The following is a 26,062-nucleotide window of genomic DNA, read 5'->3' as shown; positions in this document are numbered from 1 at the left end:
CTCACACGATCGGATGAATGCCGGTCGAAGTGTGCGATCGGCTGCTTACTCTCCGCTACATTCGCGCCGTTCACGAGGCCATAAGGGCTGCTCACAGGCGCTCCGGGCACATCGAACGGCCCGGAAGGCAGGAGACCGCACCGCACCATGACGGAACGACCCGCGCAGCGCACCCCCAACCGTCAGCTCGCCGCGCTCATCGCCGAAGCGGGGTTCTCGAACGCGGGTCTCGCGCGTCGCGTCGACCAGCTCGGACTCGAACACGGCCTGGACCTGAGATACGACAAGACGTCCGTCACCCGGTGGCTGCGCGGCCAGCAGCCCCGCGGCACCACACCGGCGCTGATCGCCGAGGTCTTCACCCGGCGCCTCGGCCGCCGCCTCAGCGCACAGGACCTCGGCCTGGACGCCTGCGCGCCCGTCTACGCGGGGCTGGAGTTCGCGGCCACCCCGGAGGAGGCCGTCGACATCGTGGGCGGGCTGTGGCGCAAGGACTCCGGCAGCCACGCCGAACTGCGCAAGATCGCCTTCACCCCGGCCGGCCTGGTCGTGCCCAGCCGGGACTGGCTGATCGGGCGGGCCGACGAGAAGGTGGCCCGCGCCGAGGTACCCGTCCGCATCCCGGCCCAGGGCCGGCCCGCCACCGCCAGGGTGCCGGTGCCGCTCGACCCGTCCCGCCGCCGGGCCCCGGCCGCCGAGCGCGGCCCCGGCCAGAAGGTCACCGGCGGCGACCTCGCCGCGCTGCGGTCGGTCGGCGAGCTGTTCCGCAGCCTGGACGACCGGTACGGCGGCGGGCACGCCCGGCAGGCCCTGGTGCGCTATCTGGAGCACGAGCTGGAGCCGATGCTGCGCGGCGCCTACGGCGAGCAGACCGGCCGCCGCCTGTTCGCCGCCGCCGCCGACCTGACCCGGCTCGCGGGCTGGACGTCGTACGACATCGCCGCGCACGGCCTCGCCCAGCGCTACTTCGTCCAGGCGCTGCGGCTCGCGCAGGCGGCGGGGGACCGGGCGTACGGCTCGTACGTGCTGGTCACCATGAGCCGCCAGGCCGTCTACCTGGGGCACGGGCGGGAGGCCGTGCAGCTCGCGCGGGTGGCGCAGCAGGGCGTGGGGACCTCCGCGCCGCCGGTCGTGCAGACGCTGCTGCACGCCGCCGAGGCGCGGGCGCACGGCATCCTCGGCGAGGTGCGGGCATGCACCGCCTCGCTGGTCCGGGCCGAGCGCGCTCTGGAGGCCGCCCGGCCCGGCGACGAGGTGCCGCACTGGGCGCGCTTCTTCGACGAGGCGCAGCTCGCCGACGAGTTCGGGCACTGCCACCGCGACCTGCAGCAGTTCCGCGCCGCCGCCCAGTACGCGGAGCGGTCACTGCTGCTGCGCGCCCCCGTCTACGCCCGCAGCCGGCTCTTCTGCCGAGTGGTCCTCGCCACGGCCCGGCTCGGCCTCGGCGAACTCGACCAGGCCTGCCAGCTGGCCGCCGAGGCGGCCGGGCAGGCGGCCGAGATGAGGTCGGCGCGGGCGGCGGAGTACGTCCGCGACTTCGAACGGCGGCTGGAGCCGTACAGGGACGCGGCACCGGTACGGGGGTACCGCGACAAGGTCGCGGCACTCGGGTAGCCGGGCGGGGCCCCGACCGCACGGGTCACCGGCCGGACGGGTTCCCGACGGCACGGGTGAGCAGCGGGCGGGGCCCTGACCGCGCGGGTCGGTAGCCGGGTGGGCTCCGACCGCACGGGCCGGTGCGGCTAGGCGGCGGCGCCGGCCGTCGGGGTCGGGTCCGCCGCGTGTATCGGCCTGGCCGCCCCCAGGTCCGTCAGGATCGCCGCCGAGGCCCGGTGGGCCGAGTGCAGGGCGCCCTGGATGCCACTGGTGTCGCGGTGGTCGCCGCACACGTACAGGCCGGCCAGCAGCCGTACCGGCCTGCGCGGGTCGTGCGGCGGGCGCATCGCGGGCACCGCCTCGGGCGTGTGGTGCACGGCGAGGGTCTCCCAGCGGGTGGTCGGGGTGCCGTAGAGGCGGGACAGATGGATGCGTACGGCGGTGTCGACGTCGGGCGGGGGAGCGCCGAGGACAGTGGACGAGACGAGGGCGCGCCCGGCCGGTGCGCGGGACGGGTCGACGTTGCTGACCACCGCCGTGTGGGCGACCGGGCCGCCACGGTCCGCGTCGAGCAGCAGGGCGGTGCCGGTCGTGGGCGGTTCGTCCGTCGTGTGGTGCACCAGCGTCACCGGGTGGAAGCCCGGCACCCGGAGGCCCGGCAGCAACTCGGCCGCCGCCCGGGCGTCGGTCGCCACCAGGACGGCCCGGCAGCGGATGACACCGTGCTCGGCGGTGGTGACGGCGTTGGTGGCGACCGAGGTGACCCGGACGCCGGTGCGCACGGTGCCCGGCGGCAGGCCCCGCGCCAGCAACTCCGGCAGCGCCTCCGCACCACCCTCGGGCAGCCCGAGCCGCCCGCAGGCGAATTGCCGCAGCGCCAGGTCGGCGCACCGGCTGGAGGTGGTCAGGTCCGGGTCGGACAGCAGGGCGGCGAGCAGCGGACGCAGGAAACCGTCGATCGTGCGGGCCGGCAGCCCGCGGACCGCCAGCGCCTGGGCCGCGGACAACTCCGGACGGGCCAGCAGCCGTTCGGCGGGGGTGCCCGCGAGACGGGCCAGCGCGGCACCGAGCCGGGCCTGGTCGACGGCCGTGCCGAGCGGGGCGCCCGCCCGGGCGCGGGAAGCGGGAACGGGCCTTCCGGTAGTCACGGCCGCGGAGACCAAGCGCCGGGGCGCGGGAACCGAGCGGGGGGCGCTCGCCAGGGCGCGCACAGCGTGGAGTGCGCCCCTTGCGCCCCGCGCACCCGCCGGGACGCCCGCCCTGTGGTGACGGCCCTCGCTGTGCAGCAGTACCCCGGGGGCGAAGGGCAGCAGGGCGAGGCCGTCCAGCCCGGGGGTGAGGCGCAGTCCGGGGCACGCCGTCGACAGCGGTTGCCCGATTCTGTCGATCCGGAAGCCGTCGACCTTCTCCGTCGCCGACCTGCCGCCCACCGCGTGGGCGGCCTCCAGGACCGTGGTCGTCACTCCTTGGCTGGTCAGCCGATGCGCCGCGGCGAGTCCGGCGATCCCGGCCCCCACGACGACGACGTCCGCCTGGTACGCGGGCTCAAGCACGTGCCCCTCCTCGAGGTTGCGCGGCCGCTGGAGACGTCATGCCCCCAACCGGCTTGAGGGATACCCGAGTTCGATTCGAGGTTAGGGCCGGAAACGGTCAACGGGAATCGCACGGGGGCAGGGCACGGTCGCACGGTGGTCGCATATGGAGGTCATGTGGTGCTCGAACGGGCTCACACGGTCCTGAGTGGTCACACGGCGCCGCGCCCCCCGCAGCGCCGCGGACCGTTCACAGCGCCGCCCGGATCGCCCCGTCGATCTCCGGGAACGCGAAGCGGAAGCCCGACTCCTGGAGGCGGGCCGGGAGGACCCGTGCGCTGCCCAGGACGTCGCCCGCCATCTCGCCCAGCACCGCGCGCAGGACCGGCGCGGGCACCGCGAAGGGCGCCGGGCGGTGCAGCACCCGACCCATCGCCACGGTGATCTCACGGTTGGTCACCGGGCGCGGGGCCGTCAGGTTGAACGGGCCGGACAGGTCCTCGCGCTCCATGAGGTGCCGGATCGCCGCCACCTCGTCGTGCAGGGACACGAAGGACCAGTACTGGGAGCCGTCGCCCAGCCGCCCGCCGAGCCCCGCCCGGAAGAGCGGGAACAGCCGGCCCCAGGCCCCGCCCCGACGGGAGACGACCAGGCCCGTCCGGACGAACACCGTCCGTACGCCCGCGTGCCGGGCGGGCGCCGCGGCGGCCTCCCACTCCACGCACAGGGACGGCAGGAAACCCTCTCCCGCGGGTGCGCCCTCGTCCACGGGCCGGTCGCCGGTCTCCCCGTAGTAGCCGATCGCGCTGCCGTTGACGAGGACCCGCGGCGGCTGCTCCATCGAGGCGACGGCCTCGGCGAGTGCCGTCGTGCCGTGCACCCGGCTGCTGCGGATCCGCGTCTTGTACGCGTCGGTCCAGCGGCGGTCCCCCACCCCGGCCCCGGCCAGGTTGACCACGGCGTCGCACCCGGCGAGCCCGGCCGCGTCCACGCGCCCGCCCTCCGGGTCCCACCGGACCTCGTCCGCGCCCCGGGGCTGGTGCCGTACCAGACGCACCACCTCGTGGCCGTCCGCGGTAAGGGACCGCACCAGTGCGCCGCCGATGACGCCGGACGCCCCGGCCACCGCGACACGCGAGCGCGCCCCGCCCATCCGTCCATCGTCCATGCGCCCATCCTGCCGCGCGGCCCCGGAATCCGCTGGACCGGGCCGCCCGAACGCGTCGTACAGTGACCGTCATGCCAGCCCCGCACATACGTCGCGCCAGGCCCGAGGACGAGCAGCCACTGCGCCGGATCGATTTCGAGACCTGGTCCCACGTGCACGCCGTCTCGCCCCCGCCGGGAGAGGACGACCCGTTCTTCCGCGACGTCTGCGGCCCCGACGCCCACCTGGTCGCCGAGCTCGACGGCACCGTCGTCGGCTACGTCCGCCTCGGCTTCCCCACCCCGCTGGCCTCCAACGCCCACGTCCGCCAGATCCGCGGCCTCTCCGTCGCCGACGCGGCGCGCGGTCGCGGCGTGGGGCGGGCGCTGGTGCGGGCCGCCGTCGAGGAGGCCCGCGAGAAGGGCTTCCGCCGTATCACCCTGCGGGTCCTCGGCCACAACACCGCCGCCCGCAAGCTCTACGAGTCGGAGGGCTTCGTCGTCGAGGGCGTGCAGCCCGAGGAGTTCCACCTCGGCGGCCGGTACGTCGACGACGTGCTGATGGGGCAGATGCTGACCGGTCCCTGAGCGGGCGCCGTCACCGTCTCGGGCACGCACGCTCACGACGTGACCGGCTCGCCCGTGTCCACCGCCTCCGTCGCCTCCGCCGCGCGCCGGGCGTCCTCGGCCACCTCGTCGGCCGTCAGCACGTATCCGGTCCGGGCGTCGGAGGTGGAGCGGGCGAAGACCACGCCGTACACCCGGCCTTCGGTGGTCAGCAGCGGGCCGCCCGAGTTGCCGGGGCGGACCGTGGAGCGGATCGAGTAGATCTCCCGGGTGACGCTCGCGTCGCTGTAGATGTTCTGGCCGGTGGCCCGGATCCGGTTCGCCACCGTCGCCGCCCGCAGGTCCAGGTCGCCGTCCTGCGGGTACCCGGCGACCACCGCCGCGTCACCGCGCTCCGCGTCGTCGTCGAACCGCAGGACGGGCGCGGACAGGTCCGGCACGTAGAGCACGGCCACGTCCTTGCCCGGGTCGAAGAGCACCACCCGCGCCCCGTACGCCGGTCCCACCCCGCCGACCCGGACGGTCGGTTCGTCGATGCCGGCCACCACGTGGGCGTTGGTCATCACGTGCTCCGGCGCGTAGACGAAGCCGCTGCCCTCGCGGCCCTGGTCTCCGGCGACGCCCTCCACCTTCACCGTGCTGAACTTGGCCGCGTCGGTGGCCGCGGCCGTGACGCTGTCGCCGGACGGCTCGGCGACCTGGGCGGTCGACTCGTGCTCGAAGGGGTTGAAGACCTGCGGGAACCCCGCCTCGGCCAGCGCGGACGTCGCCCCGGAGAACCACGCCGGAGTGGTGTCCGGCATCGCCCGCTGCACCGCGCCCAGCACCGTCGAGCCCCGGATCGCCGAGGTCAGCAACGACGACGAGGAAGCCGCCAGGACGCTCGCCGCCACCCACGCCACGATCAGCGCGGCCGCCGCGTTGGCCACCGCGCCGCCGATGCCGTCGGCCACCCTCAGCGGACCCGCGTCCAGCTCCCGGCGCAGCCGCAGCGCCAGCCGTCCCGCCAGTTCGTGGCCCACCACCGCCGGCAGCAGCACCGCGACCACGGCGGTCACCGTCGCCGCCGTCGAGCCCGGCGACACCAGGTCCGTCACCCACGGCAGGAGCCACACGCCGATCACCGCGCCGCCCACGAAGCCGGCCAGCGAGACACAGCCGGCCACCAGTCCGCGACGGTAGCCGGAGGCCGCGTGGGCCAGCACCACCAGCGCCAGCACGATGTCGAGCAGGTCCACGCGAGCCGCCTTTCTGCCGGACCCTGGGCCGGGCCCCAAAACCCCGAGTACGTGCCGGACGAGCCCCGCGATCAGAGCCCGGGGCCAACCGGAAAACGTCGCGGACCGGGACGATGGTTCCACCAGGTGGCACAGCACCCGTCGCGGGCGGGTCGGATGCGCCGGACAGTGGGACCATGCGTGTCTTCCGAGGGCCGCGCGGGGCCCGGCGACGGCGTGCGGCTCCCCTGCCCGGCGCGGCCCGCGGGCGCGACGGGGCGGCGCGGGCGCCCGGCACGGCGCGCGTGTCCGGCGGGGCGGCGCGGGTGTCGACCGCGGCCCGTGTGCCGGGCCCGGTGCGGGCGCTGCTCGGATGCCTCCCCGGCCTCGCCGCCGTCCTGGCGCTGGCGCTGTGCGCGATCGGGGTGGACAGGGCCGCCACCACGGGCCCTCGGCAGGCCGCCGCCGACCGGTACACCGCGCCCCGGCCGACCGTCGTGCCCCGGTCGGTCTGGCTGGGCGGGGACGCCCGCGCACAGCCGCCGCCGCGCTACGACGACAAGGTCCTCGCCGTCTTCGTCCACCACACGGACACGCCGAACGGCTACGACTGCGCCGACGTGCCGGCCATCCTCCGCGGCGTCTACTCGGGTCAGACGGGCGGGCGGGACTGGGACGACATCGGCTACAACTTCGTCGTCGACCGCTGCGGCACCATCTACGAGGGCCGCGCCGGGGGCATCGACCGCGCCGTCACCGGCGCCCACACCCAGGGCTTCAACCACCGCACCACCGGGATCGCCGCCCTCGGCACCTTCACCGTCGGCGTACCCGTGCCCGACGCGCTGACCGACGCGATCGCCGCGCTGGCCGCCTGGAAACTCGGCGGTGCCGGCACCGACCCGCGCGGGAAGGTCCGCCTGGTCTCCAGCAACGGCCTCAGCCGGTACGCCGCCGGCGCCACCGCCACCCTGCCCGCCGTCGCCGGCCACGACGAGGGCTACCAGACCAGCTGCCCGGGCGAGGCCCTCAGCGCCCGCCTCCCGGACATCAGGAACACGGCGGCCCGGCTCCAGGGCCGGCCCGGCTGACCACGTGACGACCGGCCCGGCTCACGGGAACGGCACAGCGCGCGCCCAGCCCGCCCGGAGGCGCGCCGCCTACGGTCGCCGCAACGATCCGACGGGAGGTGGGGACCGTGAGCGACAGCCGCGGCGGGACCGAGCGGGCGCGCACCCGGGGTCGGACCCAGGCGTACCTCCCGTCGGACACCGGCCGCCGCCGTACGCTCCGAGGCCGACGTGCGGGCGGCGGGCCTCAGCCCTGCCCGAACCGCTCCCACAGGCGGGGGAACCGCGCGGCGAGGGCCCGGTCGTCCTCCAGGTCGACCGGGGTGCCCAGCGGCTCCGCCGGCGCCGGTGCGATGCCGAGGTCGGGGGCCACGGTGCCGGTGAGCTGCTCGTAGGCCTCGTCGGCCGCGTAGCCGAGCTCCTCGCCGTCGCCGTCCAGCTCCTCGTCGAAGTCGTCCAGCAGCTCGGCGAGCGCGTCGGGCTCGTGCACCGCGCCCTCGTACACCTCGCGGCCCTGGCCGATCAGCCAGCACCGGAAGAAGTCGAAGGCGTCGTCGCTCGCGCCGCCGAGCAGGATCCAGGCGGCGCCCCACAGGTCCCAGGTGCAGGCCCGGTTGTAACGCGCCTCGAAGTGGCGGGCGAAGTCGAGCACCAGGTCCGGGTCCAGCCCGAGGAGCCGCTCCACGAGCAGGTCCGCCTGGTCCTCGGGATCGCCGTCGGCGCCCTGCCGGGTGGCGTCGATCAGCTCCCAGAACTCCGTCTCGTCCATCACGGGTCCAGCATCGGCCCTGGGCGGGTACGGCGCACGCGGAGGCAACGGATCGTTATCCGCCGGCCTGGTCCCCGTCGGCGTACAGACCCGCCAGCCGCCGCGCGTCCCGGGCGAACCGTTGCCGCAGGGCCGGTGGCGCCAGCACCTCCACCTCCGGTCCGAGCCCCCTGAGCTGCGTGTGCGCGACCTCCTCCGACTCCACCGGCAGCGTCACCGTCACCCACCCGTCCGCGTCCGGCGCCTCCGCACTCGCCAGCGCCTCCCGGGCGGACAGCGCGTCGACGGCGTACGGCAGTCCCCGTACGCCCTGGGCCGACAGCCGGACCACGACCTGGGCCCGCAGGATCGACCGCGCGAACTGCTCGGCCCGTTCTGCCCAGAACGCGGGCAGGTCGAAGCCGTCGTCCCGCGCGAAGCGCTCCTCACCCGCCTCCACCGCCGTGAACCGGTCGATGCGGTACACGCGGAAGGGCCCGTCGCCCGCGGCCCGCGCGACCCTGGCGCACAGGTACCAGACGCCGGCCTTCAGCACGAGCCCGTACGGCTCCAGCTCCCGGACCACCTCCTCCGCCCCGCGCCGGTAGCGGGCGGCGACGAGCCGGTCGTCCCAGACCGCGTCCGCCACCGCCGGCAGCAGTTCGGGCGTCTCCGGCTCCCGGAACCAGTTCGGCGCGTCCAGGTGGAACCGCTGCGCCGCCGTGCGGGAGGCGTCCCGCAGGGAGGGGAGCAGCGCCGCCGACACCTTCAGACGGGCCGCCGACGCCGCGTCCTCCAGGCCCATCTCGCGCAGCGCCCCCGGCACCCCGGACAGGAACAGCGCCTCCGCCTCGCCCCGGGCCAGCCCGGTCAGCCGGGTGCGGTAGCCGCCGATGAGCCGGTAGCCGCCCGCCCGCCCACGCTCGGCGTACACCGGCACCCCCGCCTCCGACAGCGCCTGCGCGTCCCGCGTCACCGTCCGCTCCGACACCTCCAGCTCGCGGGCCAGCTCGGCCGCGGTCATGGTGGGGCGGGACTGGAGGAGCAGCACCATCTTGATGAGCCGGGCAGCGCGCATCCCCACATCATGCAGGAGAACGCGGAAGGCCCCCGCCGTGGCGGGGGCCTCCTGACGCGTCATGCCCGATCCCTACAGGCCGTAGCGCTCGCGCGCTTCCTTCACGGCCGTCGCCTTGACCTCGCCGCGCTTGGCGAGCTGGGCCAGGGCCGCGACCACGATGGACTCGGCGTCGACGCCGAAGTGGCGTCGGGCGGCCTCACGGGTGTCCGACAGACCGAAGCCGTCGGCGCCCAGCGAGGACCAGTCCTGCTCCACCCACTGCGCGATCTGGTCCGGGACCTGGCGCATGTAGTCGGAGACCGCCAGTACCGGGCCCTCGGCGCCCTGGAGCGCCCGGCGGACGTACGGCACCCGCTCCTCGCCGCGCAGCAGCGCCGCGTCGGCCTCCATCGCGTCCCGGCGCAGCTCGGTCCAGGAGGTCGCGGACCACACGTCGGCGGCCACACTCCACTCCTCGGTGAGCAGCTTCTGCGCCTTCAGCGCCCAGTGGATCGCCGTGCCGGAACCCAGCAGCTGGATGCGCGGGGCGTTCGCGGCCGGGGCCAGGCCCGCCGACTCCGCCGTGTTGAAGCGGTACAGGCCCTTGACGATGCCCTCGTCCACGCCGGCGACGGACGGCTTGGCCGGCTGCGGCAGCGGCTCGTTGTAGACCGTCAGGTAGTAGAAGACGTTCGGGTCCTCGCCCGGGGCGGCCTCGCCGTACATCCGGCGCAGACCGTCCTTGACGATCGCCGCGACCTCGTAAGCGAACGCCGGGTCGTACGTCAGCGCCGCCGGGTTGGTCGCCGCGATGGCGGGGGAGTGACCGTCCGCGTGCTGGAGGCCCTCACCGGTCAGCGTGGTGCGGCCGGCCGTGGCGCCGACCAGGAAGCCGCGGCCGAGCTGGTCGCCGAGCTGCCACATCTGGTCGGCCGTGCGCTGCCAGCCGAACATCGAGTAGAAGATGTAGAACGGGATCATCGCCTCGCCGTGCGTCGCGTACGACGTCGAAGCGGCGATGAAGTCGGCCATCGAACCGGCCTCGGTGATCCCCTCGTTGAGGATCTGGCCGTTCTTGGCCTCCTTGTAGTACATCAGCTGGTCGCGGTCGACCGGCTCGTACGTCTGGCCCTTGGGCGAGTAGATGCCCAGGGACGGGAAGAGGCTCTCCATGCCGAAGGTGCGCGCCTCGTCGGGGACGATCGGCACCCAGCGCTTGCCGGTCTCCTTGTCGCGGACCAGGTCCTTGACCAGGCGGACGAAGGCCATGGTGGTGGCCACGCTCTGCGAGCCGGAGCCCTTGTCGAAGGAGGCGAACGCCTTGTCGGCGGGCGCGGGCAGCGGCGCCAGCGGGTGCACCCGGCGGGCCGGGGCCGGGCCGCCGAGGGCGGCGCGGCGCTCCTGGAGGTAGCGGACCTCGGCAGAGTCGGCGCCCGGGTGGCCGTAGGGGACCACGCCGTCGACGAAGTCGCTGTCCTTGATCGGCAGACCGAGCAGGTCCCGCATGTCCTTGAACTCGTCCACCGAGAGCTTCTTCATCTGGTGGTTGGCGTTCTTGGACGCGAAGCCGCGGCCGAGGGTGTGGCCCTTGACCGTCTGTGCCAGGATCACGGTCGGCGCGCCCTTGTGGGCGAGCGCGGCCTTGTACGCGGCGTAGACCTTGCGGGACTCGTGACCGCCGCGCGAGTAGTGGAAGCACTCGAGGATCTTGTCGTCGGACAGCAGCTTGCCCATCTCGGCGAGCTGCGGGTCCTTGCCGAAGAAGTCCTCGCGGATGTAGGCGGCGTCGCGCGTCTGGTACGTCTGCACCTGCGCGTCGGGCACCTCGCGCAGGCGGCGTACGAGCGCGCCCGTGGTGTCGAGCTGGAACAGCTCGTCCCAGGCCGTGCCCCACAGGGACTTGATCACGTTCCAGCCGGCGCCGCGGAACTGGGCCTCCAGCTCCTGGACGATCTTGAAGTTGGCGCGGACCGGACCGTCGAGGCGCTGCAGGTTGCAGTTGATGACGAAGGTCAGGTTGTCCAGGCCCTCGCGGGAGGCGAGGGTGAGCGCGGTGGTGGACTCCGGCTCGTCCATCTCGCCGTCGCCGAGGAACGCCCACACGTGGGAGTTCGTCAGGTCCTTGATGCCGCGGCTGGTCAGGTAGCGGTTGAAGCGCGCCTGGTAGATCGCGGAGATCGGGCCGAGGCCCATCGACACCGTGGGGAACTCCCACAGCCAGGGCAGGCGGCGCGGGTGCGGGTAGGACGGCAGGCCGTTGCCGCCGGACTCGCGGCGGAAGTTGTCGAGCTGCTCCTCGTTCAGGCGGCCGTCGAGGAAGGCGCGGGCGTAGATGCCGGGGGAGGCGTGGCCCTGGACGTAGAGCTGGTCGCCGGAGCCGTCACCCTCCTTGCCCTTGAAGAAGTGGTTGAAGCCGGTCTCGTACAGCCAGGCCGCGGAGGCGAAGGTGGCGATGTGGCCGCCGACGCCGTACTTGCTGCCGCGGGTGACCATCGCCGCCGCGTTCCAGCGGTTCCAGGCGGTGATCCGCTGCTCCATCTCCTCGTCGCCGTCCACGGTGGGCTCGGCGGAGGTGGGGATGGTGTTGACGTAGTCCGTCTCGAGGAGCTTCGGCAGGGCGAGGCCGGCGCCCTCGGCGCGCTCCAGCGTGCGGCGCATCAGGTACGCGGCACGGTGCGGCCCGGCCGCCTTGGTGACGGCGTCCAGGGAGGCCTGCCATTCGGCGGTCTCCTCCGGGTCGCGGTCCGGGAGCTGGTCGAGCTCGCTCGGCTGGATGGCTTTGGGGTCGGTCATGTCGCCGCCTTCCTCAGTCGAAGGGGGTTCCCTCATCGGTAAGGGGATCGGGGGTGCCCTTGGTCTTTGGCAGGACAGGGCGGTGGGCTTCGGTGGAAGCCCGACGGTGACTGTAACTCCGTGATCGATGATCGATCAAAGGGTTGAGGGGCAAAACCTCTCGATACCGAGAAAGTCGGCACGGGGTGCCTCCGGCGGTGGCACGGGGTGACGGTACCGTCGGGGATTCGTGCAGGTGAGACGGGGTGAGCGCGGATGAGCCCGGGGCCCGGTACTTCGGCGGGTGCGGGTCCGTCGTGGCTGGTCGCGCGGTTCCCCGCGCCCCTGGACGGCTGCGCCGTTGATCAGGGGCGCGGGGAACCGCGCGGAACCCGGGCGAGGAACTACGCGCGGGGGGCGCAGCCCAGGACGTGGGCCTTCACGATCTCCGGGATTCGCGGGTCCCGGTGTCGGAAGGCGGCGACCAGCTCCTCGTGCTCCTCCGCGTACGACTGCTGCACCGTCCCCAGCCACCGTATCGACAGCGCCGTGAAAACCTCGATGCCCAGCCCCTCCCAGGTGTGCAGCAGCACCGAGTTGCCCGCCGCCCGCACCAGCTCCCGGTGGAAGCCCACCGTGTGCCGGACCTGGGCCGTCCCGTCGGAGGCGCGGTCGGCCTCGTAGAGCGCGGCGACGTGCGGTTCGAGGGCCGAGCAGTCCTCCGCCAGCCGCTCCGCCGCCAGCTCGGCGGCGATCGCCTCCAGACCGGCCCGTACCGGGTAGCTCTCCTCCAGGTCGGCGGCGGTCAGGTTCCGCACCCGTACGCCCTTGTTCGGGGCCGACTCGATCAGCCGCAGCGACTCCAGCTCGCGCAGCGCCTCCCGCACCGGCGTCTGGCTGACCTCCAGCTCGGTGGCGATCCGCCGTTCCACGATCCGTTCGCCCGGCTGCCAGCGTCCGCTGATGATCCCTTCCAGGATGTGCTCGCGGATCTGTTCCCGCAGCGAGTGGACGACGGGCGCGGTCATGGGAGCTCCTTCGGGAGGGGCCCCTTCGGCCCCCTGGGGCGTTGACGTTGAGAAACAATACGGCCGTCGCGGCGGGCGGGAAGGGCGCACGGGGGCGCTTCCACGCAGGTGAGACGAGACTTACACAGCGTGCCCCGGACGGAGCGGGGCGGCGGCCCGGCCCGGAACACGACGGTGCCCCCGCCCGGGAAGCTCTTGGGCGGGGGCACCGTACAGGTCCTCTGGCAGGGGAATTACAGGCCGAGCTCGACCTCGAACTCGCCCGCCTCCAGGATCGCCTTGACCGCCGTCAGGTAGCGGGCGGCGTCGGCGCCGTCCACCAGGCGGTGGTCGTAGGACAGGGTCAGGTACGTCATGTCGCGGACGCCGATGACCGGGCCGTCCTCCGTCTCGATGACGGCCGGACGCTTGACCGTGGCACCGATGCCGAGGATGGCGACCTGGCCCGGCGGCACGATGATCGTGTCGAAGAGCGCGCCGCGCGAACCGGTGTTGCTGATGGTGAAGGTCGCGCCCGCCAGCTCGTCCGGGCTGATCTTGCCGGCCCGCACCTTGCCCGCCAGGTCGGCGGTCGCCTTGGCGATGCCGGCCAGGTTGAGGTCACCGGCGTTCTTGATGACCGGGGTCATCAGGCCCTTCTCGGAGTCCACCGCGATACCGATGTTCTCGGTGTCGAAGTAGGTGATGGTCCCCTCGGCCTCGTTGATCTTGGCGTTGATCGGCGCGTGCGCCTTCAGCGCCTGGGCCGCGGCCTTGACGAAGAACGGCATCGGCGAGAGCTTGACGCCCTCACGCGCCGCGAACGCGTCCTTGGCGCGGGCGCGCAGCTTCATCAGACGGGTGACGTCGACCTCGACGACCGACGACAGCTGGGCCTGCTCGTGCAGCGCCTTGACCATGTTGTCGCCGATGACCTTGCGGATGCGCGGCATCTTCACGGTCTGGCCACGCAGCGGGGAGGCCTCCAGGGTGGGGGCCTTCTTCGCGGCGGCGGCCGGGGCGGCAGCGGCGGCGGGTGCCGGAGCGGCGGCCTTCGCGGCCTCGGCGGCGGCGATGACGTCCTGCTTGCGGATGCGGCCGCCGACGCCGGTGCCCTGGACGGTGGACAGGACGACGCCGTTCTCGGCGGCGAGCTTGCGCACCAGCGGGGTGACGTAGGCGCCGTCGTCCACCGGCTGGGCGGCGGCCGGGGCGGCCGGGGTCGGCTCGGGCGCCGGGGCGGTCTGCTGCTGCGGAGCCGGGGGCGCGGGGGCCTGCGGCGCCGGAGCGGCGGGGGCGGCCGGAGCCGGGGTGGGCTCGGGCTGGGCCGGGGCGGCCGGAGCCGGGGCGGGCTCGGGCTGGGCCGGGGCGGCCGGAGCCTCCTGCGCGGGGGCGGCGGCCGGAGCGGCACCCGCCTCGCCGATGACGGCGAGCTTGGCGCCGACCTCGGCGGTCTCGTCCTCGCCGACCACGATCTCCAGCAGGGTGCCGGAGGCGGGCGCCGGGATCTCGGTGTCGACCTTGTCGGTGGACACCTCGAGCAGCGGCTCGTCAGCCTCGACGCTGTCACCGACCGACTTCAGCCAGCGGGTGACGGTGCCCTCGGTGACGGACTCGCCGAGCGCGGGCAGGACCACGTCCGTGCCCTCGGCGGAACCGCCGCCGGCGGACGCCTCGGCGGTGGGAGCGGGCGCCGGGGCGGCCTGCTCGGTGGACGGGGCGGCCGGGGCGGGCTCGGGAGCCGGCTCGGCGACCTGCTGCGCCTGCGGGGCGGCCTCGGCGGCCGGGGCGCCGGAGCCGTCGTCGATCAGCGCCAGCTCGGCGCCGACCTCGACGGTCTCGTCCTCGGCGACCTTGATGGAGGACAGCACGCCGGAGGCGGGCGCCGGGATCTCGGTGTCGACCTTGTCGGTCGAGACCTCGAGCAGCGGCTCGTCGGCCTCGACACGCTCACCCTCGGCCTTCAGCCAACGGGTGACGGTGCCCTCGGTGACGCTCTCGCCGAGCGCCGGAAGGGTTACGGAAACCGCCATGGTTTCGGTTGCTCCTTACGAAATTGCGGAAGTCTGTGTCGTCGCGCCCAGTGACCGAGGGAGGTCAGTCGTGGGAGTGCAGCGGCTTGCCGGCCAGCGCGAGGTGGGCCTCGCCCATCGCCTCGTTCTGCGTCGGGTGGGCGTGGACCAGCTGAGCGACCTCGGCCGGCAGCGCCTCCCAGTTGTAGATCAGCTGTGCCTCGCCGACCTGCTCGCCCATGCGGTCGCCGACCATGTGGACGCCGACCACGGCACCGTCCTTGACCTGGACGAGCTTGATCTCGCCCGTGGTCTTCAGGATCTTGCTCTTGCCGTTGCCCGCCAGGTTGTACTTCAGGGCGACGACCTTGTCCGCACCGTAGATCTCCTTGGCCTTGGCCTCGGTGATGCCCACGGAGGCGACCTCCGGGTGGCAGTACGTCACCCGCGGCACGCCGTCGTAGTCGACCGGGACGGTCTTCAGGCCGGCGAGCCGCTCCGCCACCAGCATGCCCTCGGCGTAGCCGACGTGCGCGAGCTGGAGGGTCGGGACGAGGTCACCGACGGCGGAGATGGTGGGGACGTTGGTCCGCATGTACTCGTCGACGAGGACGTAGCCGCGGTCCATGGCGACCCCGGCCTCCTCGTAGCCCAGGCCCTGCGAGACCGGGCCGCGGCCGATGGCGACGAGCAGAACCTCGGCCTCGAACTCCTTGCCGTCGGCGAGGGTGACCTTGACGCCGTCCTGGGTGTACTCCGCCTTCTCGAAGAAGGTGCCCAGGTTGAACTTGATGCCCCGCTTGCGGAAGGCGCGCTCCAGCAGCTTGGAGCTGTTCTCGTCCTCGACCGGCACGAGGTGCTTGAGGCCCTCGATGATCGTGACGTCGGTGCCGAAGGACTTCCACGCGGAGGCGAACTCGACGCCGATGACGCCGCCGCCCAGTACGATCGCGGACTTCGGCACGCGGTCGAGCTTCAGGGCGTGGTCGGAGGAGATGATCCGGTCGCCGTCGATCTCCAGGCCCGGCAGCGACTTCGGCACGGAGCCGGTCGCCAGCACGACGTGGCGGCCCTGGATCCGCTGACCGTTGACGTCCACCGAGGTCGGGGAGGACAGCTTGCCCTCGCCCTCGATGTACGTCACCTTGCGCGAGGCGATCAGACCCTGCAGGCCCTTGTACAGGCCCGCGATGACGTCGTCCTTGTACTTGTGGACGGCCGCCATGTCGATGCCCTCGAAGGTGGCCTTCACACCGAACTGCTCGCTCTCGCGGGCCTGGTCGGCGATCTCACCCGCGTGCAGCAAGGCCTTGGTGGGGATGCATCCGTTGTGCAGGCAGGTACCGCCGACCTTGCCCTTCTCGATCAGGGCGACGTCCAGGCCCAGCTGCGCCCCGCGCAGCGCCGCGGCGTAACCACCGCTGCCACCGCCGAGGATCACTAGGTCGAAAACGGTGCTGGCGTCGTTCGCCACGTCACGTCCTCCATGCATGTGCGCCACGCCGGTCTCCAGTGACCGGTCGGCGGCTGGTGTCCGGCCGCTCTTTGCTCTCGGCCCTTAGGTGGGGCCCTGTCCTGCCGAGCCCCATCTTCGCACTTGTAGGGGACCGACGGGACGTGGGGCCGGTGTGTGAGACGCCCCACGTTCACTTGTAGCGAAGGGGGCGGAGACGCCCTCAGGGGCGCGCGGCTGTTTCGACCTGCGGCTCCGCCGCGTGGGCGCCACCGGCCGGTCCAGTCGGCCGCCGACGCGGGACAACGCCGACAGGGGCGCGGGGAACTGCGCGACCGGCCACAACGGACCTGTGGTTCGCCACGGTCACCCGCACCCCGGACCCCTCAGGCGCCCCTAGCCCAGGTCACCCGAAGACGCCAGCTCGGCGATCCGCACCAGCGTCCGCACGGCCGTCCCCGTACCGCCCTTCGGCGTGTACCCGAACGGCCCGCCCTCGTTGAACGCCGGACCCGCGATGTCCAGGTGCGCCCAGGCGATGCCCTCGCCGACGAACTCGCGCAGGAACAGGCCGGCCACCAGGCCGCCGCCCATCCGCTCGCCCATGTTGGCGATGTCGGCGGTCGCCGAGTCCATGCCCTTGCGCAGGTGCTCCGGCAGCGGCATCGGCCACGCCGGCTCGCCGACCTCCTCCGACGCCTCGTGCACCGCGGCACGGAACGCGTCGTCGTTCGCCATGATCCCGTACGTCCGGTTGCCGAGCGCCAGCATCATCGCGCCGGTCAGGGTCGCCACGTCGATGATCGCGTCCGGCTTCTCCTGCGAGGCCGCCCACAGCGCGTCGGCGAGCACGAGCCGGCCCTCGGCGTCGGTGTTGAGCACCTCCACCGTCTTGCCGCTGTACATGCGCAGCACGTCACCCGGGCGGGTGGCGGAGCCCGACGGCATGTTCTCGGCCAGCGCCAGCCAGCCGGTCACGTTGACTTCCAGGCCCAGGCGCGCGGCGGCGACGACGGCGGCGAACACGGCGGCGGCACCGGCCATGTCGCACTTCATCGTCTCGTTGTGCCCGGCCGGCTTCAGCGAGATGCCGCCCGAGTCGTAGGTGATGCCCTTGCCGACGAAGGCGAGCGACTTCGTCGCCTTGGACGAGGTGTACGACAGCTTCACCAGCCGCGGACCTGCCGCCGAACCGGCGCCGACGCCCAGGATGCCGCCGTAGCCGCCCTTGGTGAGCGCCTTCTCGTCGAGCACCTGCACCTTGATGCCGTGCTCCTTGGCGGCGGCCTGCGCCACCGCGGCGAACGCCTCGGGGTTGAGGTCGTTCGGCGGGGTGTTGATCAGGTCGCGGGCCCGGTTCAGCTCCTCGGAGACGGCCGCGGCACGCTCGATCGCCGCCTTGTACGCCTTGTCCCGGGGCTTGCCGCCCAGCAGCGCGGCCTCGGCCAGCGGGGCCTTGCCGTTCTTCGCCTTGGCGTCCTTGCCGGTCGACTTGTAGGCGTCGAACGAGTACGCGCCGAGCAGCACGCCCTCGCCGACGGCGCCGGCGTCGGCGGCCTCGGCGAGCGGCAGGGCGAAGGCGGCCTTCTTGGAGCCGGTGAGCGCGCGGGCGGCCACGCCGGCGGCCCGGCGCAGCGCCTCGGCGTCGAAACCGGCGTCCTTTTCGGGCTCGGCGCCCAGACCCACCGCCACCACGACGGGTGCCTTGAAGCCGGACGGCGCGGGCAGCTTCGTCACCTCGCCCTCGGCGCCGGAGGCACCGAGGGTCTCCAGGACGCCGGCGAGCCGGCCGTCGTACGCCTTGTCCACGGCCTCGGCGCCCGGTGCGACGACCGGTCCCTCGGCGCCCTTGGCGACACCGATCACGATCGCGTCGGCCCGCAGGCCGGGCGCCGCGGCGGTGGAGAGAGTGAGAGCAGTCACGGTGGTGAAATCTCGCTTCCGTATGAAGTCCTGTGCGGCCGAATGCGGGTGGGTCGACCGGGCCCGACAACCGACCCTAGATCCCTCCTGCGATGCGGTCCTTGCCTGGGCAGGCAAACACCGGGCACGAGCCTACGCTCGCGGCCCCGTCCGCTCCCTCCCGCGCCCCGCGCTTTCCGCGCCGCCGACGGCGTACGAGATCATCGCGGTACGCCGTCCCCGCCCCCCTGGAGCACGCCCCGTGAGACGCCCGGTCCTGCTGACAGCCCTTCTCCTGCTGCTCGCGGGCTGCTCCACGGCGTCCCCCGGCGACGAGCCGGACGGCGCCGGCCACTGGCGGCCGCGCCCGGGCACCGCCTGGCAGTGGCAGCTCAGCGGCAAGCTGGACACCTCAGTCGACGTGCCGGTCTACGACGTCGACGGCTTCGACCACACCGAGGCGACGGTGGCCGGGCTGCACCGCGACGGCCGCAAGGTCATCTGCTACGTCTCCACCGGCGCGTGGGAGGACTTCCGCCCCGACGCGGCCGAGTTCCCGAAGTCGGTACTGGGCGAGGGCAACGGCTGGGAGGGGGAGCGCTGGCTGGACATCCGCGCGACGGACGTCCTCGAGCCGTTGATGGCCGAGCGGATCGACATGTGCCGCGACAAGGGCTTCGACGCGGTGGAGCCGGACAACATGGACGGCTACAGGAACGACACCGGCTTCCCGCTGACCGCCGACGACCAGCTCCGCTACAACCGGCTGATCGCGAGGCTCGCCCACGACCGGGGCATGGCCGTCGGCCTGAAGAACGACCTGGACCAGATCCCGGAACTGGTCGACGACTTCGACTTCGCGGTCAACGAGCAGTGCGCCCAGTACGGCGAGTGCGCCGACAACAAGCCGTTCGTCGACGCCGACAAGGCGGTCTTCCACGTCGAGTACGAGCTGCCGACCGAGCGGTTCTGTGCCGAGTCCCGTGAGCTGGGGCTGAGTTCGATGCTGAAGAAGTACGAGCTGGGGGTGTGGCGACAGGGCTGCTGAGGCCGGGGCGGGTCTCGTGTCAGCCGAGGACGAGAACGACGAGGGCGGTGGTGGCCGCCGTCTCCGCGACCCCGCCGAAGACGTCGCCGGTGACCCCGCCGAAGCGCCGCACGCAGTGGCGCAGGAGGAGTTCGGCGGCGGCGACGGCGCACAGCACGGCGAGCGCCGCACGGACCGCGTCGTGCGGTCCGAGGAACGCGCCCGCCCCCGCTGCGGCCGCCATGACGACGGCGGTGACGGCCGTCGCGCCACCCGCCGGCACCACCCCGGCGACCGCCGCGCCCAGTCCCTCCGGGCGGGCGGCGGGCACCCCGCCGCGGGCGGCGAGGGTCAGCGCCAGCCGGGCGGCGGTCGCCGAGACCACGGCGGCGAGCGCGCCCCGCGCCCAGGAGTCGTCGTACGCCTGCGCCAGCGCGGCCACCTGGGCGAACAGCACGAGCACGAGGGCGAGCACGCCGAACGGCCCGATGTCCGACTGCTTCATGATCCGCAGCGCGTCGTCGGCGGGCTTGCCGCTGCCCAGCCCGTCCGCGGTGTCGGCCAACCCGTCCAGGTGCAGACCGCGGGTCAGCACGGCCGGTACGGCGGCGGTGGCGACGGCGGCGAGCAGGCCGCCCGCGCCCAGGAGCAGCAGCAGGAGTCCGGCCGCCGCGGCCGGGACGCCGACGGCGAGACCGGCCAGCGGCGCGCACAGCATGCCGCCGCGGGCTGCCTCGCGGTCCCAGCGGGTCACCTTGACCGGGAACACGGTGAGGGTGCCGAAGGCGAAGCGGAGGCCGTCGGGGGAGGGGGTCCTGAGCACCGGCGCAGACTACCCGGCGGTCATCGGGGCGTCGGAGCGGCCCGGGGATAAAGTGCGCATATGGGAGATTGGTGGCAGCGCAACATCATGGAACCGGGGAAGCTGCCGCTGCTCCTCGCTCTGGGGGCGTTCGTGCTGACCTTCGTGGTCACGCGGGTGATCACCCGGCTCATCCGGGCGGGCAAGGGGCCCTTCGGCAACGTCAAGGCGGGCGGGGTGCACGTGCACCACGTTGTTCCGGGGGTCGTCCTCACCGTCGTCGGCGGGTTCGCCGCCGTCGCCGGGGGCCGGCACGGGTTCGGCTCCGCGCTCGCCGCGGTGGTCTTCGGGATCGGGGCGGGCCTCGTGCTGGACGAGTTCGCGCTGATCCTGCACCTCGACGACGTGTACTGGAGCGAGGCGGGGCGCCAGAGCGTGGAGGTCGTGGTCGTCACGGCGGCGCTGGTGGGGCTGGTCCTCGCCGGGTTCACGCCGTTCGGCGTCGACGGCATGTCGCAGGACGAGTTGCAGGACCGGGCGAACGTCATCGCGACCGTCGCGGGGAACTTCTTCTTCTCCCTCCTCGCCCTGGCCAAGGGCAAGGCACGGCTCGCGGTCTTCGGCGTGATCGTGCCGCTCGTCGCCCTGGTCGGCGCGGTCCGCCTGGCGCGGCCCGGCTCGTTCTGGGCCCGCCGCTTCTACGCCCGCAGGCCGCACGCCCGCGCCAAATCCCACCTACGGGCCTACCGCCACGACCGCCGCTGGTCCGGCCCGCGCCGGGCCGTCCAGGACTGGATCGGGGGACGCCCGGACGCGTAGACCTCCGGTGGTGGTGCGGGGTGCTTGCGGCGGCCTGTGCGGGTTGGACGGGGTGCGGGTGCCTGCGGCGCCGCTGCGGGCGGGTTGGGTGGGGGTGCGGGTAGCGCGGTCGGTTCGGTGGTGGGCCGGGGCCACGCCGGGGGTGTCCGTCCTCGGAACGGCGCGGAATCGGTCCGTTAAGGGCGTGAACGGCGCGGACGCGCCAACCGCTGCGGGCGGACGCCCCCCGACACGCCCCCTTCCCGCCGTACGCGGCCGTCCGTCCGCGCGGGTACGCAGTCCCGCCGCAGCTGCGGGCAGTCGTGCCTCCCCCAGTGCCTGAACGGCCTGGGAGCTGCCCCCACGGGCGGGCGCAGCGGCACCCCGCTCCACCGGGCCGCGACCACCCACCCCGCGCCCACCCCACGCCGGGTGACACGTGAACGCCTGGCTGCGGAGTCCACCGCTACGCCAGGCTCCCCGCAACGCCGGACCGCGACAACCCCGGCCACCCCCACGCGGGGCTCCCGCCGAACCCCGTCACCCTTCCCCGCCGGAGACCTCCGGCAACTCCGCCGCCAACGCCGCCGCGGCCTGCACCAGCGGGAGCGCCAGCACGCCCCCCGCCCCCTCGCCCACCGTCACGCCCTGGGACAGCAGCGGCTCCAGAGCCATCCGGTCCAGCGCCTTGGCCTGGCCCGGCTCCCCGCTGTCGTGCGCGGCCAGCCACCAGTCCGGCGCCCGGAAGGCGATCCGCTGCCCGACCAGCGCGCAGGCGGCCGTCACGACGCCGTCCAGGATCACCGGCACCTTCCGCACCGCGCTCTGCAGCAGGAAGCCCGTCATCGCGGCGAGGTCGGCTCCGCCCACCGTCGCGAGGAGCTGCAACTGGTCCCCGAGCACCGGCCGGGCACGGCGCAGCGCGTCGCGGATCGCCGCGCACTTGCGCATCCAGGCCAGGTCGTCGATCGCCAGACCACCCCGCCCCGTGACGACCGACGCGTCGGTGCCGCACAGCGCTGCGACCAGCACGCCGGCCGCGGTGGTGCCGCCCACGCTCACGTCGCCCAGGACCACCAGATCCGTACCGGAGTCGGCCTCTTCGTCGGCCACCGCCATGCCCGCCCGGAAGGCGGCCTCCGCCTCCTCCGGGGTCAGCGCGTCCTCGACGTCGATGCGGCCGCCGCCGCGCCGCACCCGGTGCCCCGCGACCTCGGCGGGCAGCGTCTGCGGGTCGCAGTCCAGGGCCATGTCGACCACCCGCACCGGTACGCCGAGACGCCGGGCGAGGACCGACACGGGCCGGCCGCCCTCCAGCACCTCGCGCACCAACTCGCCCGCACCGCCTGCGGGCCGTGCCGACACGCCCAGTTCGGCGACCTTGTGGTCACCGGCGAAGAGCACCACCCGGGGGCGTTCGACCGGCCGCACAGGCACGGCGGACTGCGCCGCGGCCAGCCACTCGCCCAGGTCGTCCAGGCGGCCCAGCGATCCTGGCGGCACGACCTGACGCTCCCGCCGCGCCTCGGCATCGCGGCGCACCCCGCCGTCCGGGCGCTCGATCAGATCGGTGAAGTCGTCGAGATTCAGCGAGCTCATTCGCCGAACAGTACCGGCCCTGGTCGAACGCGACGGCGGGCCCGTCGGCACCGCGCCCGGGTGGCGTCGCTCCCCGCCGGACAGCGATCACCTACGTAACGTTTTGCCTGGTTTGTCGTTCGTTCTCCTCCTCGTGCGTCGGGAGCCGCCCATGTCCGCACCCCCCGTCCCCTCGGCGTCGCCCCCGGGGCCCCCGGTTCCCCCCGTCCCCGCGTACGGGCCGCACCGCGCGGACTGCCCCTGGTGCGGCTCCCGGCGGCTGCGTTCCCGCCTGCTCGGCGAGGGACCGCGACGGGCCGCACCCGGTCGCTCCGTCCTCGAACGCTGCCTGGACTGCCGGTACGGCTTCCGTAACCCGCCGCTCACGCCGGGACCGGAACACCCGGTCGTCCGGGGCGGCGCCCGCCTCCGGCAGGGGTCGGCCGCCCGTGCTGTGTTCCGCCGCTGCCCCGAGCCCGAGAGCTGGCTGGACGTGGGGACCGGCGACGCCGACTTCCCCCACGCCGCCCGCGCGTACTTCCCGTACACCTCGTTCGACGGCCTGGACCCCACGCACCGGGTGCTGCGCGCCCGCGCCGTCGAGCGGGTCGAGGAGGCGTTCGTCGGCCGGCTGACGGACCCGCACATCCAGGCCCGGCTGCGGGGCCGCTACGACGTGGTGAGCCTCCTGCGGCAACTGGAACGCGTTCCGGACCCGCGTACCGAACTCCGCGCCGCCCTCCACGTCCTGCGCCCCGGCGGTCACCTGCTCGTCGATGTCACGGACCCGCGCCGCCCGCTCGCCCTCCCGGCGGGCCTCCACGCCGAACTGGCGGAGCTGGGCTGCACGGTGCTGACCGGCGCACGGAGCGGACGCGTCATCGCGCGCAAGGACGCCTCAGCCGCGTAGCACCAGGGCCTGGCCCGCCACCACCAGCAGCACCTGCTCGCACTCGTCGGCGAACGCCGCGTTCAGGCGGCCGAGCTCGTCCCGGTAGCGGCGGCCGGACGCCGTGGCCGGGACGATGCCCGAGCCCACCTCGTTCGACACGGCGACGACGGTGCGCCGGGTGGCGCGCGCCGCCTCCGTCAGGTCCCGCACCCGGTCGCGCAGCGCCCGTTCGCCGCCGTCGGCCCACTCCGCGTCGTCCCACGCCCCTACGGCGTCCATCGCGTCCGTCAGCCACAGGGACAGGCAGTCGACCAGCAGCGGTGGCCCGTCGTCCTTGAGCAGCGGAACCAGGTCGCAGGTCTCCACGGTGCGCCAGGAGCCCGGCCGCCGCTCCCGGTGCGCGCCGACCCGGGCCGCCCACTCGGTGTCCCCGCCCCGGGTGCCGCCGGTCGCGACGTACACCACCTCCGGGAAGGACTCCAGCCGGCGCTCGGCCTCCACCGACTTGCCCGAGCGGGCGCCGCCCAGCACCAGGGTGCGGCGCGGTACGTCGGGCACGTCCTCGTAGGCGCCCACCACCAGCGTCGTCCCGTCCGGGACCGCTCGTGCCCCGGCCGCCGCGAGGCGCCGGGCGAGTTCCCGGCCCGGCGGCACGTCGTGGCCCAGGTGGACGGCGACGACGTCCGTGGTGGCGCCCGCCGCGCCCACCGCGCGCAGCCTGGCCAGGGCGTCCGGGCGGCCCACGACGTCCGCGAGGACCATGTCGTACGGCTCGGCCGGCTCCTCCAGACCGGCCGGCGCGCACCCCGGCGGCAGGTAGAGGAGCCGCTGCCCGTCCGGGCCGGTCACCGCGTACCCGGTGCCCGGCGCGTCCATCGCGACCGCACGCACCCGGTGCCCGGTCAGCAGCGCCAGCTCCCGCCCGTCCGGCACCCGCCCCGGCTGCGGCAGCCCGGCCGGCACCTCCACCGCCGGCCCGTCGTGCGGGTGGGACAGCAGCGCCTGCCGTACGCCGGTCAGGGAGCGGCCGGCACGGGCGGCGGCGAACGCGGCGCCGGGGGTGAGGTCCAGCAGCAGCGCCCCGTCCACCAGCAGCGCGGTCGCCGCGCGCGCGTTCTCGCCCTGCGCGGCGGCACAGGCCGCGCAGGGACAGTCGGGGCGGGGGAGTCCCGCGGGGGCACCGGTGCCGAGCAGAGTCACGTCCACGCACCGATTTTCCCCGGTGAGCCGGTGGTGTGCGCGCCCGAGGCCCCCCAGGGGCGCGGCGGGCCCGGGCGGCTGTCCTCCGGGTCTGCTACGACGCGACCGGCTCAGCGCATAGGCTGCGGGCGGAGGCCGGACCAAGATCCGGCTTCCGTTCTGCATGTGCTCACATCTTGGAGGCGTACATGGCGGCATGGACGTGGCGGTTCGAGACGGCCGACGGGACGGAGGTCCAGCCGGCGGTGCAGCCCGAGGAGTTCACCACGCAAGGGGACGCCGAGTCCTGGATCGGGGAGCACTGGAAGGACCTCCAGGAGGGCGGCACCGACCAGGTGCGGCTGTTCGAGGACTCCACGGAGATCTACGGTCCGATGAGCCTGCACGCCGAAGAGGCCCAGGAGTCGGCGGAGGGCTGAGTGGCGGGGCGGGGTCCGACCGCCCCGCCCCCTCACTGCTCGCCCAGGGTCACCTCGGCGGTGCGCTCGTCGCCGTCGCGGGTGTACGTCACCTTCGTCCGGTCGCCCGGCTCCATCGACGCCAGCGCCTCGGCCAGTGAGGTGATCGTGGTGACGTCGGTGTCGCCCAGCCGGACGATGACGTCGCCGGGCCGCAGCCCCGCGTCGTCGGCGGCCCCGCCGTCGCTCACCTCGACGACGGCCGCGCCCGCGGGCCGGTAACCGTCGTCGACGACCGTGCGGACGGTGATGCCGAGCGCCGCCCGGCCCGAGTCGGTCACCCGTCCGTCCCTGACGATCTGGTCGGCCACCGTCCTCACCATCGACGCCGGGATGGCGAACCCGATCCCGGGCGCCGCGCTGTCGCCGAGGCCGGGGTCGGTCGCGGCCAGCGTGGGGATGCCGATCACCTGACCGTCGAGGTTCACCAGGGCGCCGCCGCTGTTGCCGGGGTTGATGGCCGCCGACGTCTGCACCATGTTGCCGATCGTCGCCCCCGTGCCGCCGCCCTGGCGGCCCTCGGTGACGGTCCGTCCGACCGCCGACACGATGCCCTGCGTCACGCTGGAGGACAGCCCGAGCGGCGAGCCCATCGCCAGCACGATCTGTCCGACCTCCACCTTCGCGGAGTCACCGAAGCGGGCCGCCTTCATGCCCTCGGGCAGCCGGTCCAGCTTGATGACGGCGAGGTCCTGCTCGGGGTAGGAGGAGACGAGTTCGGCGGCGAGGGACTCCTCGGTGCGGGCGGTCGTCACCCGGAAGGTCCTGCCGTCCCCGACGACGTGCGCGTTGGTGACGACGTGCCCCTTGTCGTCGTACACGACCCCGGAGCCCAAAGAGTCGCCCGCCTGGATCTGCACGACCGACGGGAGGACGTCCTCGATAACCCGCTGGTAGTCGGCCTGGAGGTCGTTGGCCGCGGCCGGTGCGGCTGCCCGGGCCGTCTCGGCCACCGGTCCGTCCGGGGAGGCGGGAGCGGGACCGGAGCAGCCGGTGAGCAGCAGCAGCGCGCAGACCGGCCCGGCGACGGCTCCGAGCAGCCCCGGCAGACGGGTACGGGAAGCGTCCATGCCCCGAGTCTCACCGTGCCCGGACCCCCCGGCTTGCGGTGGGCACCCGAACGGGCGCCACCGAGCCTCCGGGGGGGGGCGGGTGCTAGCCCCAAGGCCGTGAAGTTATGGCTCGGGTGGGGTTGTCCAGGGAGTCGTAAGGTGCGGTTTCGCCG

At 74.1% G+C, this 26,062-nt stretch carries 21 protein-coding genes; 7 read left to right on the top strand and 14 right to left on the bottom strand.

What is annotated here, in order from left to right; translation table 11 throughout:
* The first annotated feature begins 147 nt into the window (after window positions 1-147).
* On the top strand, window positions 148-1,614 hold the full coding sequence (locus IE142_RS00105; RefSeq protein ID WP_191883800.1) for an NsdA family TPR-like regulatory protein: 1,467 nt from the start codon (window positions 148-150) through the stop codon (window positions 1,612-1,614).
* A gap of 128 nt (window positions 1,615-1,742) precedes the next feature.
* Here the strand turns inward: IE142_RS00105 and IE142_RS00100 are convergent, their stop codons facing one another.
* Both IE142_RS00100 and IE142_RS00095 read right to left on the bottom strand, forming a co-directional pair.
* Complete coding sequence (locus IE142_RS00100) at window positions 1,743-3,149, bottom strand: NAD(P)/FAD-dependent oxidoreductase (RefSeq protein WP_191883799.1); 1,407 nt, start codon at window positions 3,147-3,149, stop codon at window positions 1,743-1,745.
* Window positions 3,150-3,378: 229 nt separating this feature from the next.
* A complete protein-coding gene (locus IE142_RS00095) occupies window positions 3,379-4,296 on the bottom strand; it encodes a TIGR01777 family oxidoreductase (RefSeq protein ID WP_191883798.1) in 918 nt (305 codons plus the stop codon).
* Between the two features lie 71 nt (window positions 4,297-4,367).
* On the opposite strand from IE142_RS00095, the gene IE142_RS00090 reads away from it, so the two are divergent.
* Entirely contained in the window at window positions 4,368-4,862 is a 495-nt protein-coding gene (locus IE142_RS00090; protein WP_191883797.1) for a GNAT family N-acetyltransferase, read from the top strand.
* 32 nt (window positions 4,863-4,894) lie between these two features.
* On the opposite strand, the gene IE142_RS00085 is transcribed toward IE142_RS00090, so the two are convergent.
* On the bottom strand, window positions 4,895-6,079 hold the full coding sequence (locus IE142_RS00085) for a MarP family serine protease (protein WP_191883796.1): 1,185 nt from the start codon (window positions 6,077-6,079) through the stop codon (window positions 4,895-4,897).
* A 176-nt stretch (window positions 6,080-6,255) separates the two neighbouring features.
* Here IE142_RS00085 and IE142_RS00080 point away from each other — a divergent pair, with 176 nt between their 5' ends.
* Entirely contained in the window at window positions 6,256-7,149 is an 894-nt protein-coding gene (locus IE142_RS00080; RefSeq protein ID WP_229830089.1) for a peptidoglycan recognition protein family protein, read from the top strand.
* 226 nt (window positions 7,150-7,375) lie between these two features.
* On the opposite strand, the gene IE142_RS00075 is transcribed toward IE142_RS00080, so the two are convergent.
* The 7 genes from IE142_RS00075 to IE142_RS00045 form a co-directional block, all read right to left on the bottom strand.
* A complete protein-coding gene (locus tag IE142_RS00075) occupies window positions 7,376-7,897 on the bottom strand; it encodes a DUF4240 domain-containing protein (RefSeq protein ID WP_191884405.1) in 522 nt (173 codons plus the stop codon).
* Between the two features lie 55 nt (window positions 7,898-7,952).
* Window positions 7,953-8,954 (bottom strand): helix-turn-helix transcriptional regulator, encoded by a 1,002-nt coding sequence (locus IE142_RS00070; RefSeq protein WP_191884404.1) that lies wholly within the window; start codon window positions 8,952-8,954, stop codon window positions 7,953-7,955.
* Window positions 8,955-9,026: 72 nt separating this feature from the next.
* On the bottom strand, window positions 9,027-11,729 hold the full coding sequence (gene aceE, locus IE142_RS00065; protein WP_191883795.1) for a pyruvate dehydrogenase (acetyl-transferring), homodimeric type: 2,703 nt from the start codon (window positions 11,727-11,729) through the stop codon (window positions 9,027-9,029).
* Between the two features lie 383 nt (window positions 11,730-12,112).
* On the bottom strand, window positions 12,113-12,736 hold the full coding sequence (locus tag IE142_RS00060) for a GntR family transcriptional regulator (protein WP_191883794.1): 624 nt from the start codon (window positions 12,734-12,736) through the stop codon (window positions 12,113-12,115).
* Between the two features lie 233 nt (window positions 12,737-12,969).
* Window positions 12,970-14,748, bottom strand: coding sequence for a 2-oxoglutarate dehydrogenase, E2 component, dihydrolipoamide succinyltransferase (gene sucB / locus IE142_RS00055; protein ID WP_191883793.1), 1,779 nt, complete (start codon window positions 14,746-14,748; stop codon window positions 12,970-12,972).
* Window positions 14,749-14,812: 64 nt separating this feature from the next.
* Window positions 14,813-16,201 carry a dihydrolipoyl dehydrogenase gene (gene lpdA, locus IE142_RS00050; RefSeq protein WP_043373746.1) on the bottom strand — a complete coding sequence of 463 codons (1,389 nt, stop codon included), beginning with the start codon at window positions 16,199-16,201 and terminating at the stop codon, window positions 14,813-14,815.
* Between the two features lie 375 nt (window positions 16,202-16,576).
* On the bottom strand, window positions 16,577-18,103 hold the full coding sequence (locus IE142_RS00045) for a leucyl aminopeptidase (protein ID WP_191883792.1): 1,527 nt from the start codon (window positions 18,101-18,103) through the stop codon (window positions 16,577-16,579).
* 241 nt (window positions 18,104-18,344) lie between these two features.
* Here IE142_RS00045 and IE142_RS00040 point away from each other — a divergent pair, with 241 nt between their 5' ends.
* Entirely contained in the window at window positions 18,345-19,130 is a 786-nt protein-coding gene (locus tag IE142_RS00040; RefSeq protein ID WP_191883791.1) for an endo alpha-1,4 polygalactosaminidase, read from the top strand.
* Window positions 19,131-19,149: 19 nt separating this feature from the next.
* On the opposite strand, the gene IE142_RS00035 is transcribed toward IE142_RS00040, so the two are convergent.
* A complete protein-coding gene (locus tag IE142_RS00035; RefSeq protein ID WP_191883790.1) occupies window positions 19,150-19,932 on the bottom strand; it encodes an adenosylcobinamide-GDP ribazoletransferase in 783 nt (260 codons plus the stop codon).
* Between the two features lie 60 nt (window positions 19,933-19,992).
* Here IE142_RS00035 and IE142_RS00030 point away from each other — a divergent pair, with 60 nt between their 5' ends.
* The gene (locus IE142_RS00030) at window positions 19,993-20,730 is read left to right on the top strand and encodes a hypothetical protein (protein WP_191883789.1); all 738 of its coding nucleotides are present in this window, start codon (window positions 19,993-19,995) and stop codon (window positions 20,728-20,730) included.
* 519 nt (window positions 20,731-21,249) lie between these two features.
* Here the strand turns inward: IE142_RS00030 and cobT are convergent.
* Window positions 21,250-22,308: a nicotinate-nucleotide--dimethylbenzimidazole phosphoribosyltransferase gene (gene cobT / locus IE142_RS00025; protein WP_191883788.1), complete on the bottom strand. Its 1,059-nt coding sequence runs from the start codon at window positions 22,306-22,308 to the stop codon at window positions 21,250-21,252.
* A gap of 151 nt (window positions 22,309-22,459) precedes the next feature.
* Here cobT and IE142_RS00020 point away from each other — a divergent pair, with 151 nt between their 5' ends.
* A complete protein-coding gene (locus IE142_RS00020; protein WP_191883787.1) occupies window positions 22,460-23,197 on the top strand; it encodes a class I SAM-dependent methyltransferase in 738 nt (245 codons plus the stop codon).
* On the opposite strand, the gene IE142_RS00015 is transcribed toward IE142_RS00020, so the two are convergent.
* A complete protein-coding gene (locus tag IE142_RS00015; protein WP_191883786.1) occupies window positions 23,186-24,385 on the bottom strand; it encodes a bifunctional adenosylcobinamide kinase/adenosylcobinamide-phosphate guanylyltransferase in 1,200 nt (399 codons plus the stop codon). The two genes, IE142_RS00020 and IE142_RS00015, sit on opposite strands and share 12 nt — an antisense overlap.
* A gap of 182 nt (window positions 24,386-24,567) precedes the next feature.
* Here IE142_RS00015 and IE142_RS00010 point away from each other — a divergent pair, with 182 nt between their 5' ends.
* Entirely contained in the window at window positions 24,568-24,798 is a 231-nt protein-coding gene (locus tag IE142_RS00010; RefSeq protein ID WP_043373763.1) for a hypothetical protein, read from the top strand.
* Between the two features lie 32 nt (window positions 24,799-24,830).
* Here IE142_RS00010 and IE142_RS00005 read toward each other — a convergent pair whose 3' ends face one another.
* A complete protein-coding gene (locus IE142_RS00005) occupies window positions 24,831-25,907 on the bottom strand; it encodes a S1C family serine protease (protein ID WP_191883785.1) in 1,077 nt (358 codons plus the stop codon).
* Window positions 25,908-26,062 lie beyond the last annotated feature (155 nt).

The organism is Streptomyces mutabilis (genome assembly GCF_014649815.1).
GTDB classification, from domain to species: Bacteria; Actinomycetota; Actinomycetes; order Streptomycetales; family Streptomycetaceae; genus Streptomyces; species Streptomyces mutabilis.
This window is presented reverse-complemented; position numbering and strand designations above follow the sequence as displayed.

What these genes read in the sequence shown, in the direction of transcription:
- IE142_RS00105 (WP_191883800.1), top strand. Translation starts at nt 148, where the DNA reads ATGACGGAACGACCCGCGCAGCGCACCCCCAACCGTCAGCTCGCCGCG.
- IE142_RS00060 (WP_191883794.1), bottom strand. Translation starts at nt 12,736, where the DNA reads ATGACCGCGCCCGTCGTCCACTCGCTGCGGGAACAGATCCGCGAGCAC.
- IE142_RS00090 (WP_191883797.1), top strand. Translation starts at nt 4,368, where the DNA reads ATGCCAGCCCCGCACATACGTCGCGCCAGGCCCGAGGACGAGCAGCCA.
- IE142_RS00080 (WP_229830089.1), top strand. Translation starts at nt 6,256, where the DNA reads ATGCGTGTCTTCCGAGGGCCGCGCGGGGCCCGGCGACGGCGTGCGGCT.
- IE142_RS00005 (WP_191883785.1), bottom strand. Translation starts at nt 25,907, where the DNA reads ATGGACGCTTCCCGTACCCGTCTGCCGGGGCTGCTCGGAGCCGTCGCC.
- IE142_RS00020 (WP_191883787.1), top strand. Translation starts at nt 22,460, where the DNA reads ATGTCCGCACCCCCCGTCCCCTCGGCGTCGCCCCCGGGGCCCCCGGTT.
- sucB (WP_191883793.1), bottom strand. Translation starts at nt 14,748, where the DNA reads ATGGCGGTTTCCGTAACCCTTCCGGCGCTCGGCGAGAGCGTCACCGAG.
- IE142_RS00075 (WP_191884405.1), bottom strand. Translation starts at nt 7,897, where the DNA reads ATGGACGAGACGGAGTTCTGGGAGCTGATCGACGCCACCCGGCAGGGC.
- IE142_RS00030 (WP_191883789.1), top strand. Translation starts at nt 19,993, where the DNA reads ATGGGAGATTGGTGGCAGCGCAACATCATGGAACCGGGGAAGCTGCCG.
- IE142_RS00070 (WP_191884404.1), bottom strand. Translation starts at nt 8,954, where the DNA reads ATGCGCGCTGCCCGGCTCATCAAGATGGTGCTGCTCCTCCAGTCCCGC.
- cobT (WP_191883788.1), bottom strand. Translation starts at nt 22,308, where the DNA reads ATGAGCTCGCTGAATCTCGACGACTTCACCGATCTGATCGAGCGCCCG.
- IE142_RS00010 (WP_043373763.1), top strand. Translation starts at nt 24,568, where the DNA reads ATGGCGGCATGGACGTGGCGGTTCGAGACGGCCGACGGGACGGAGGTC.
- aceE (WP_191883795.1), bottom strand. Translation starts at nt 11,729, where the DNA reads ATGACCGACCCCAAAGCCATCCAGCCGAGCGAGCTCGACCAGCTCCCG.
- IE142_RS00095 (WP_191883798.1), bottom strand. Translation starts at nt 4,296, where the DNA reads ATGGACGATGGACGGATGGGCGGGGCGCGCTCGCGTGTCGCGGTGGCC.